Origin of the sequence: Curtobacterium sp. MMLR14_002 (assembly GCF_001864975.1) — a bacterium.
GTDB lineage: Bacteria > Actinomycetota > Actinomycetes > Actinomycetales > Microbacteriaceae > Curtobacterium > Curtobacterium flaccumfaciens.
The window spans coordinates 1-8,330 of the sequence record NZ_MJGT01000049.1; the positions used below are offsets into that span (position 1 = coordinate 1).

The following is an 8,330-nucleotide window of genomic DNA, read 5'->3' on the forward strand; positions in this document are numbered from 1 at the left end:
GGGGGCCTGTCGCTTTCGCGAGGGGTGCTGGGCTGCGCCCTACTTCTTCACCGCACCCTGGATGGCGCTCTGGTAGACGGGCTTGTTGTCGCCGTCGAACTTGTAGATGCCGATGTAGGCGGCCGACGGGTCGTTGTTCTCGTCGAACGGACCGATGCCGGACGGGCCGGTGTAGTGGATGTCCTTGCCGTCGTCCAGGAGCGTCTTGCACTCCTTGAACGTGGCGCACTCGGTGCCGCCGTCAGCACCCGACACCGCAGCCATGTTGGCCTGGATCGTGCCGGAGTCGGTGCCCTTGCCCTTCACCGCGGCCAGGGCGGCGAGGACGGTGGCGTCGTAGGACTCCGCCGCGTACGAGTAGTCGGCGAGCGTCTTGCCCGACGAGTCCTTGTAGAACGCAGCGAGCTGCTTCTTGAAGTCGTCCTTCGGCGAGGCACCGGGGATGGTGCCCTGGGCGCCGGTCAGGGTGCCCTTGTCGAAGTCCTTCGAGTAGTCCGCCGTGTTGCCGTCGGACATGTAGATCTTCGCCTCGTTGCCCTGCGAGACGAGCTCCGGGATGATCGACTTCGTCTCGTCGAAGGCGAGGACGACGATCGCGTCGGGCTTCGCGGCCAGGGCCGCGGTCACCTCGGACGAGAACGTGGTCTGGCCGGGCGGGAACTCCTGGCCCTCACCCTTGCCGCCGTAGACGACCTGGCCGCCCGACGCCTCGACCGCAGCCTGCACCGAGTTGCGCAGGCCGGTGCCGTACGTGTCGTTGAAGACCAGGAAGGCGACCTTCGCGTTGCCGTCACCGGTCACGAGCTGGCCGAGCGCGGAACCCTGCACCGAGTCCGGCGGTGCGGTCCGGTAGTAGTACGACGAGTAGCCGGAGAGGTCGGTCGCGGTGTTCGCGGGCGAGATCTCGACGATGCAGTTGCTCGTCAGCTGGTCGATGACGTTCAGCGTGACCGACGAGGACTCGGCACCGATCGCGACCGGCACCTTCGCGTTGACGAGCTTCGTCGCGGCCGAGCTCGACACGGTCATGTCGTTGCTGTCGCCGGAGTCGGTCGCCGGGTCGATCGTGACGTCCTTGTCGAGGACGCCGCCCGCGGCGTTGATGTCCTTGACGGCCAGGCCGACACCGGACTCCGCCGGCGGGTTGAGGTAGGCCAGCGAACCGGTCAGGGGCAGGATCGTGCCGATCTTCAGCGCGTCCGTACCGGGGGTGTCCGGGGCCTTGCAGCTGGCGGCGGGATCCTTCTTCGCATCGCTCGACGCCGAGCTCGAGGGGGAAGCACTGCCGGTGGTGGAACACGCGGCGAGGAGGACGGCTGCTGCGCCCGCCAACGCCAGTGCCGCGGTGGCACGGGTGGTTCTGATCATCCGTGGAGCCCTTTCTCTGCGCGGAGGCTGTGCCGCTTCGGGTGAATGCGACGCCTCCACTGGATGTCGAGAAACGTAGGGTCCATGTGTTTCGCCCGTGTGACGGGGCGGTACGCAAAGGTGTTTCGTTACCGAGCCGTGACGTTCCTGTGCGCAGGGACAGGGATCGGTGCAGGAGCGACGGTGCCGGCGTGGCGACCCGACCTGCGCCAGGCGGATGGTTCGGCAGGGCGCCCGGGAGGCCCGGCGTACGTTCCGCCGCATGAGCGACTTCCAGCCCACCACCGCCATCGTCACCGGTTCCGAATCCGGGATCGGCCGTGCGACCGCCGTCGCACTCGCCGAAGCCGGCATGGACGTCGGCATCACCTACCTGTCCGAACCCGACCGTGCCGAGGAGACCGCGGAGGAGGTCCGGAAGACCGGCCGTCGGGCCTTCGTCGAGCAGATCGACGTCTCCGACCTCGCCGGGGCGGCCGCCGTCGTCGACCGCCTCGTCTCGCAGCTGGGCGGCGTCGACGTCTTCGTGGCCGACGCCGGCACCGGCGACAACGCCCCGTTCCTCGAGATGACCCTCGACCAGTGGCGCCACACGGTGTCGACCGATCTCGACGGCGCCTTCGTCACGATGCAGGCCGCTGCGAAGCACATGGTGCAGGCCGGCACCGGCGGCCGGATCATCGGCATCACGAGCGTGCACGAGCACCAGCCCCGCTACGGCTCGAGCGCCTACGACGCCGCGAAGCACGGGCTCGGCGGCCTGCTGAAGACCATGGCGATCGAGCTCGCCGAGCACGGCATCACCGTGAACGCCGTCGCCCCCGGCGAGATCGCCACCCGGATGACCGGCGCCGAGGACGAGGACCCGCACACCATCGACCGCCCCGGTGTGCCGCTCGGCCGTCCGGGCAACGCGTGGGAGATCGCGGCAGCCGTGGCGTTCCTGGCCTCGCGTGCGTCGTCCTACATCACCGGGGTGTCCCTGCCGGTGGACGGCGGGATGCTGCAGATGGGCCCGCACGGCGGCTCGCACATCACGTCGAACGACTGGCGTTCGGCCTGACGCGTCGGCGCACGAACGCCAGACGCCCCCGCTCCGTCCGGAGCGGGGGCGTCTGGTCGAGTGCTGCTAGCTGCGGTAGTTCGGCGCCTCGACGACCATCTGGACGTCGTGCGGGTGGGACTCCTTGAGCCCCGCCGCCGTGATGCGGACGAACTTGCCACGGGCCTTCAGCTCGGGGATCGTGCGACCGCCGACGTAGAACATCGACTGCCGCAGCCCACCGGTGAGCTGGTAGACGACGTTGCCGACCGAACCGCGGTAGGGCACCTGGCCCTCGATGCCCTCGGGGATGAGCTTGTCGTCGTTCGGCACGTCCGCCTGGAAGTAGCGGTCCTTCGAGTACGAGGTCTTCTTGCCACGGGTCTGCAGGGCCCCGAGGGACCCCATGCCGCGGTAGGCCTTGAACTGCTTGCCGCCGACGAACACCAGGTCACCGGGGGACTCGTCGGTGCCGGCCAGCAGCGAGCCGAGCATGACGGTGTCGGCGCCGGCAACCAGGGCCTTCGCGATGTCGCCCGAGTACTGCAGACCGCCGTCGGCGATGATCGGGACACCGGCTTCGCGTGCGGCGAGTGAGGCCTCGTACACGGCGGTCACCTGCGGCACACCGACACCGGCGACGACGCGCGTGGTGCAGATGGAGCCCGGGCCGACACCGACCTTGACGGCGTCCACACCGGCGTCGATGAGCGCCTGGGCGCCCGCGCGGGTGGCGACGTTGCCGCCGATGACGTCGATGGCGTCGAACGTCGGGTCGGCCTTGAGGCGGCGGACCATGTCGAGCACGCCTTCGCTCTCGCCGTTGGCGGTGTCGACGACGAGCACGTCGACGCCGGCGTCACGCAGGGCCTCGGCACGCTGCCACGCGTCGCCGAAGAAGCCGATCGCGGCACCGACGCGGAGCCGGCCCTCGTCGTCCTTCGTGGCGTCGGGGTACTGCTCGCTCTTGTCGAAGTCCTTGACGGTGATGAGGCCGCGGAGCTTGCCGTCGGCGTCGACCAGCGGCAGCTTCTCGATCTTGTGCTGCGCGAAGATGGCGATCGCCTCTTCGGGGTCGATGCCCTCCATCGCGGTGATCAGCGGGGCCTTCGTCATGACGTCGCGCACGTACGTGGTGGCCTGCTCGAACGTGGCCACGAAGCGCATGTCGCGGTTCGTGATGATGCCGACGAGGGTGCCGTCCTGCTCGACGACCGGCAGGCCGGAGACGCGGAACTGGCCGCAGAGCGCGTCGACCTCGGCCACGGTGGCGTCCGGGGTGGTGGTCACGGGGTTGGTGATCATGCCCGACTCGGAGCGCTTGACCTTGTCGACGTAGGCAGCCTGGTCCTCGATGGACAGGTTGCGGTGCAGGATCCCGATGCCGCCCTGGCGCGCCATGGCGATGGCCATGCGGGCTTCGGTGACGGTGTCCATCGCGGCGGAGAGCAGCGGGACGTTGACGGAGATCCGCTTGGTGAGCCGGGACGCCGTGGACGCCTCGCTCGGGATGACGTCGGTGTGCCCGGGCAGCAGCATGACGTCGTCGTACGTGAGTCCGATGAATCCGAACGGATCCGGCTGGTCCATGGGTCCCCTTCGTGGGCGAGTGAAGTGTCGAGACACCGGGAACACGACGACGGGTTCCGGATAGGACATGGTAACGCGAGCGGCTGTCGCCGCATTCCGCCTGGAGGCACGGATCGCGCCCGCCTCGGAGCGTTCCTCCACAACGTCACAGTTCGGGTACGAATCACACAGGGAACGTGTTGGAAACACGGGTGTCACAAAATCCCCATAGGTTCCTCGTCATCCGAACGAGAGGCTCTTCCGTGGGATCCATCACTCCTCCGGGACGGGCGCAGCCGCGCCTGTTCCGCCTCCGCCACGCACGACGACGACCGGTCCTCGCGGCCGTGCTCGTCGCCGCGTTCCTGGCGACCTTCCTGATCGACTGGGCGGTCACCCTGCCGGCCTTCAGTGCCACCTCGGCACCGGCCACCAGCCAGGCGTGCACCGTCAGCCCCGACAACGGGTGCATCCAGGGCACGATCACCGACTCCGAGCGTGAACCGGCCGAGGGCGTCGACGTCGACGTGACCGGCCCGAGCGGCTTCGACCAGACGGCCACGACCAACGGCGACGGCCGCTGGTCCGTCAGCGTCGACACGGCCGGCGAGTACACGGTGAGCGTCGACCAGGGCACCCTGCCGAAGGGCCAGTACCTGACGAACGCCGCCGACGCCGACCGCAAGGTGCAGGCCACCCTGAACGCCAACGTCGGGCAGATCTTCCAGCTGTCCGACCAGAAGGGCGCCACGACCTCGACGGACTCGTCGGGCGTGAGCATCCAGCGGGCCTGGCAGCAGTTCGCCTCGGGTCTCCGGCTCGGGCTGCTCATCGCACTGGCGTCGATCGGGCTCTCGCTCATCTACGGCACGACGGGGCTGTCGAGCTTCTCGCACGGTGAGCAGGTCACCCTCGGCGGTCTGCTGGCGTACGTGTTCGCCAACCAGCTCGGCTGGAACATCTGGGTCACCGGGATCGTCGTCACGCTGTTGTGCGCCGCGACCGGGTACCTGCAGGACGCCGCGATCTGGCGCCCACTCCGGCGACGGCGCATCAGCCTCACGCAGCTCATGATCGTGACGATCGGTCTGTCGATCGCCGCCCAGTACGCGTTCCAGTACTTCTTCGGAGCCTCGACGGTCCGCATCCAGCAGGGCAACCCGGAGACCGTGCGGTTCGCCGGCGTCACCCTGACGGTGCAGTCGTACGTCGCCATGGGCATCGCGCTCGTGGTCCTCGTCGCGACCGGGCTCTTCCTGGCGAAGACCCGCTTCGGCCGGGCGACCCGCGCCGTGTCGGACAACCCCGCGCTCGCCGCGGCCTCCGGCATCGACGTCGACCGGGTGATCCGCTTCGTGTGGACGCTCGCCGCCGGCCTCGCGGGACTCTCCGGTGTGATGCTCGGACTCGTCCTGAACGGCGTGAACTGGCAGACCGGGCTCCAGCTGCTCCTGCTCATGTTCGCGTCGGTCACGCTCGGCGGCCTCGGCACCGCGTACGGCGCCCTGGTCGGCTCGATGATCATCGGCGTCGTCGTGGAGCTCACGAACCTGGTGCTCCCCGGTGACTTCAAGTACGCCACCGCCCTCGTCATCCTCATCCTCATCCTGCTGTTCCGGCCGCAGGGCATCTTCGGCCGCGCCGAGCGGATCGGCTAAGGGAGCACGCGCATGGACTACATCCTCAACCTGCTGTCCTCGCTCACCCAGGAGGCACTCGCCCCGACCACGGCGGCGTTCGCGCTGGCCGCGATCGGCCTGAACGTGCACTTCGGGCTCACCGGCCTCGTGAACATGGGCCAGGCGGCGTTCCTGCTGCTCGGTGCCTACGGCTTCGCGATCTCGATCACGAACGGACTGCCGTTCGTGATGGCGGTGCTCATCGCCCTGCTCGTCGCGATCGTGTTCGCGATCATCCTCGGCATCCCGACCCTGCGGTTGCGCGGCGACTACCTGGCGATCGTCACGATCTCCGGCGCCGAGATCATCCGCATGGTGGGCCGCTCGAGCCTGCTCACCTCGACCACGGGTGGCTCAAACGGCATCACCGGGTCGAGCTACCGCGACCCGTTCACCGCCCTCAGCCCGCTGCCCGACGGCACCACCACGATCCTGTGGTTCACGTACGCGAACAACGGCGTCAACGGCTGGTGGATCCGCATCGCGGCGTGGGCCATGGTCGCCCTGTTCACCCTGGTGCTCTTCCTGCTCATGCGCAGCCCGTGGGGCCGCGTGGTGAAGGCCATCCGCGAGGACGAGGACGCCGTCCGCTCGCTCGGCAAGAACGTCTACTCGTACAAGATGCAGGCGCTCGTGTTCGGTGGGGCGCTCGGTGCGATCGCGGGCATCATCTACGTGCTGCCGAGTTCGGTGCAACCGGACGCCATGGGCCGCTCGATGACGTTCTTCATCTGGACGGCGCTCATCCTCGGTGGTGCGGCGACGGTGTTCGGACCGGTGCTCGGAGCCGTGCTCTTCTTCGTCGTCCGGCTCTTCATCCGCACGCTGGCCGGCGACTTCATCCCCGACTCGATCATGAACGCGCAGCAGGCCGAGCAGTTCTCGTACGTGCTCGTCGGCGTCGCACTCATGCTGCTCATCGTGTTCCGTCCACAGGGGTTGCTCGGCAACAAGAAGGAGCTGACGTTCAGTGTCTGAGACCTACGGCCACCCCAAGGCCGACCCGATCCTCACCGTCGACGACGTCACCCGCCGCTTCGGGGGCATGACCGCCGTGGACGTCGACCACCTCGAGGTCCAGCGCGGCTCCATCACGGCCCTCATCGGCCCGAACGGCGCGGGCAAGACCACGTTCTTCAACCTGCTCACCGGGTTCGACAAGCCGAGCCCCGGAGCGAAGACGCAGTTCAACGGCGCCACGCTGCAGAAGACGAGCGCGACGCACATCGCGAACAAGGGCATGGTCCGCACCTTCCAGCTGACCAAGGCGCTGTCCCGGCTCACCGTGATGCAGAACATGCTCCTCGGCGCCCGCGACCAGCCCGGCGAGAACTTCTTCGCCGCCCTGGTCAAGCCGGTGTGGGCGAAGCGCGAGCGCGAGATCACGGCCAAGGCCGAGGACCTGCTCGCCCGGTTCAAGCTCGACACCAAGGCCGACGACTACGCCGGTTCGCTGTCCGGCGGGCAGCGGAAGCTGCTCGAGATGGCCCGGGCGCTGATGTCCGACCCGACGATGATCATGCTCGACGAGCCGATGGCCGGCGTGAACCCCGCGCTCACCCAGTCGCTCCTCGGGCACATCCAGTCCCTGCGCGACGACGGCATGACCGTGCTCTTCGTCGAGCACGACATGCACATGGTCCGGCACATCTCGGACTGGGTGGTCGTGATGGCCGAGGGCAAGGTCGTCGCCGAGGGCCCGGCGGACACGGTGATGGACGATCAGGCCGTGATCGACGCCTACCTCGGTGCGCACCACGACACCGACCTGGGTGACGATTCGCTCCTCACCGAGGAGACCTTCGAGGAACTGGCGGAGGAAGTCGCCGAAGAGGACGCAGCAGAGGAGACGACCCGATGACGGACGCAACGGACCCCACGAACGCGAGCAGTGCCTCCAGTCCGTCCCCGGCGACCACGCTGGAACGCGAGCCGGTGCTCAGCGCGAAGAACCTGGTCGCCGGCTACCTGCCGGGCGTGAACATCCTGAACGGCTGCGACCTGGACTGCTACCCGGGCGAGCTCATCGGCATCATCGGGCCGAACGGTGCGGGCAAGTCGACGCTCCTGAAGGCGCTGTTCGGGCTCGTGTCCATCCGCGAGGGATCGGTGACCCTGCAGGGGGACGACATCACGAACCTCAAGGCGAACAAGCTCGTGCAGGCCGGTGTCGGCTTCGTGCCGCAGACGAACAACGTGTTCCCCTCGCTGTCCATCGAGGAGAACCTGCAGATGGGGCTGTACCTGCGGCCCCGGAAGTTCGCCGAGCGCCTTGAGGTCATCTACGACCTGTTCCCGGTCCTCGCGCAGCGGCGCAACCAGCGGGCCGGATCGCTCTCGGGTGGTGAGCGGCAGTCCGTCGCGATGGCCCGTGCGCTGATGATGGACCCGAAGGTGCTGCTGCTCGACGAGCCGAGCGCCGGACTGTCCCCCGTGCGCCAGGACGAGACGTTCCTGCGGACCCGCCGGATCAACAAGGCCGGTGTGTCGATCATCATGGTGGAGCAGAACGCGCGACGCTGTCTGCAGATCTGCGATCGTGGGTACGTGCTCGACCAGGGGAAGAACGCGTACTCGGGCACCGGGAAGGAACTCGCTGACGACCCCAAGGTCATCGAGCTCTACCTGGGGACGCTCGCCAAGGACGTCGACGCACAGCGCTAGCGCTGTGC

The 8,330-nt window shown here is 68.3% G+C and carries 7 protein-coding genes; 5 read left to right on the plus strand and 2 right to left on the minus strand.

The genetic code is table 11. The annotated features are described in order from the left end of the window. Nucleotides 1-39: 39 nt before the first annotated feature. Nucleotides 40-1,368, minus strand: coding sequence for an ABC transporter substrate-binding protein (locus tag BIU91_RS05940; protein ID WP_071404636.1), 1,329 nt, complete (start codon nucleotides 1,366-1,368; stop codon nucleotides 40-42). Between the two features lie 262 nt (nucleotides 1,369-1,630). Here BIU91_RS05940 and BIU91_RS05945 point away from each other — a divergent pair, with 262 nt between their 5' ends. Further along, nucleotides 1,631-2,431 (plus strand): SDR family oxidoreductase, encoded by an 801-nt coding sequence (locus BIU91_RS05945; RefSeq protein WP_071404637.1) that lies wholly within the window; start codon nucleotides 1,631-1,633, stop codon nucleotides 2,429-2,431. A gap of 66 nt (nucleotides 2,432-2,497) precedes the next feature. Here BIU91_RS05945 and guaB read toward each other — a convergent pair whose 3' ends face one another. Next, nucleotides 2,498-4,000: an IMP dehydrogenase gene (gene guaB / locus BIU91_RS05950; RefSeq protein WP_071404638.1), complete on the minus strand. Its 1,503-nt coding sequence runs from the start codon at nucleotides 3,998-4,000 to the stop codon at nucleotides 2,498-2,500. Between the two features lie 242 nt (nucleotides 4,001-4,242). On the opposite strand from guaB, the gene BIU91_RS05955 reads away from it, so the two are divergent. Genes BIU91_RS05955 through BIU91_RS05970 form a run of 4 tightly spaced genes read left to right on the plus strand, consistent with a single transcriptional unit; the run spans nucleotide 4,243 to nucleotide 8,322 of the window. Beyond that, entirely contained in the window at nucleotides 4,243-5,637 is a 1,395-nt protein-coding gene (locus BIU91_RS05955; RefSeq protein WP_241660400.1) for a branched-chain amino acid ABC transporter permease, read from the plus strand. A 12-nt stretch (nucleotides 5,638-5,649) separates the two neighbouring features. Further along, nucleotides 5,650-6,636 (plus strand): branched-chain amino acid ABC transporter permease, encoded by a 987-nt coding sequence (locus BIU91_RS05960; RefSeq protein WP_027466698.1) that lies wholly within the window; start codon nucleotides 5,650-5,652, stop codon nucleotides 6,634-6,636. Continuing rightward, nucleotides 6,629-7,519, plus strand: coding sequence for an ABC transporter ATP-binding protein (locus BIU91_RS05965; RefSeq protein WP_027466697.1), 891 nt, complete (start codon nucleotides 6,629-6,631; stop codon nucleotides 7,517-7,519). The genes BIU91_RS05960 and BIU91_RS05965 overlap by 8 nt, the downstream gene beginning before the upstream one ends. Further along, a complete protein-coding gene (locus BIU91_RS05970; RefSeq protein WP_071404639.1) occupies nucleotides 7,516-8,322 on the plus strand; it encodes an ABC transporter ATP-binding protein in 807 nt (268 codons plus the stop codon). The genes BIU91_RS05965 and BIU91_RS05970 overlap by 4 nt, the downstream gene beginning before the upstream one ends. Nucleotides 8,323-8,330: the final 8 nt, after the last annotated feature.

Coding starts and splice junctions, on each gene's coding strand:
- BIU91_RS05940 (WP_071404636.1), bottom strand. CDS start 1,368: ATGATCAGAACCACCCGTGCCACCGCGGCACTGGCGTTGGCGGGCGCA.
- BIU91_RS05945 (WP_071404637.1), top strand. CDS start 1,631: ATGAGCGACTTCCAGCCCACCACCGCCATCGTCACCGGTTCCGAATCC.
- guaB (WP_071404638.1), bottom strand. CDS start 4,000: ATGGACCAGCCGGATCCGTTCGGATTCATCGGACTCACGTACGACGAC.
- BIU91_RS05960 (WP_027466698.1), top strand. CDS start 5,650: ATGGACTACATCCTCAACCTGCTGTCCTCGCTCACCCAGGAGGCACTC.
- BIU91_RS05970 (WP_071404639.1), top strand. CDS start 7,516: ATGACGGACGCAACGGACCCCACGAACGCGAGCAGTGCCTCCAGTCCG.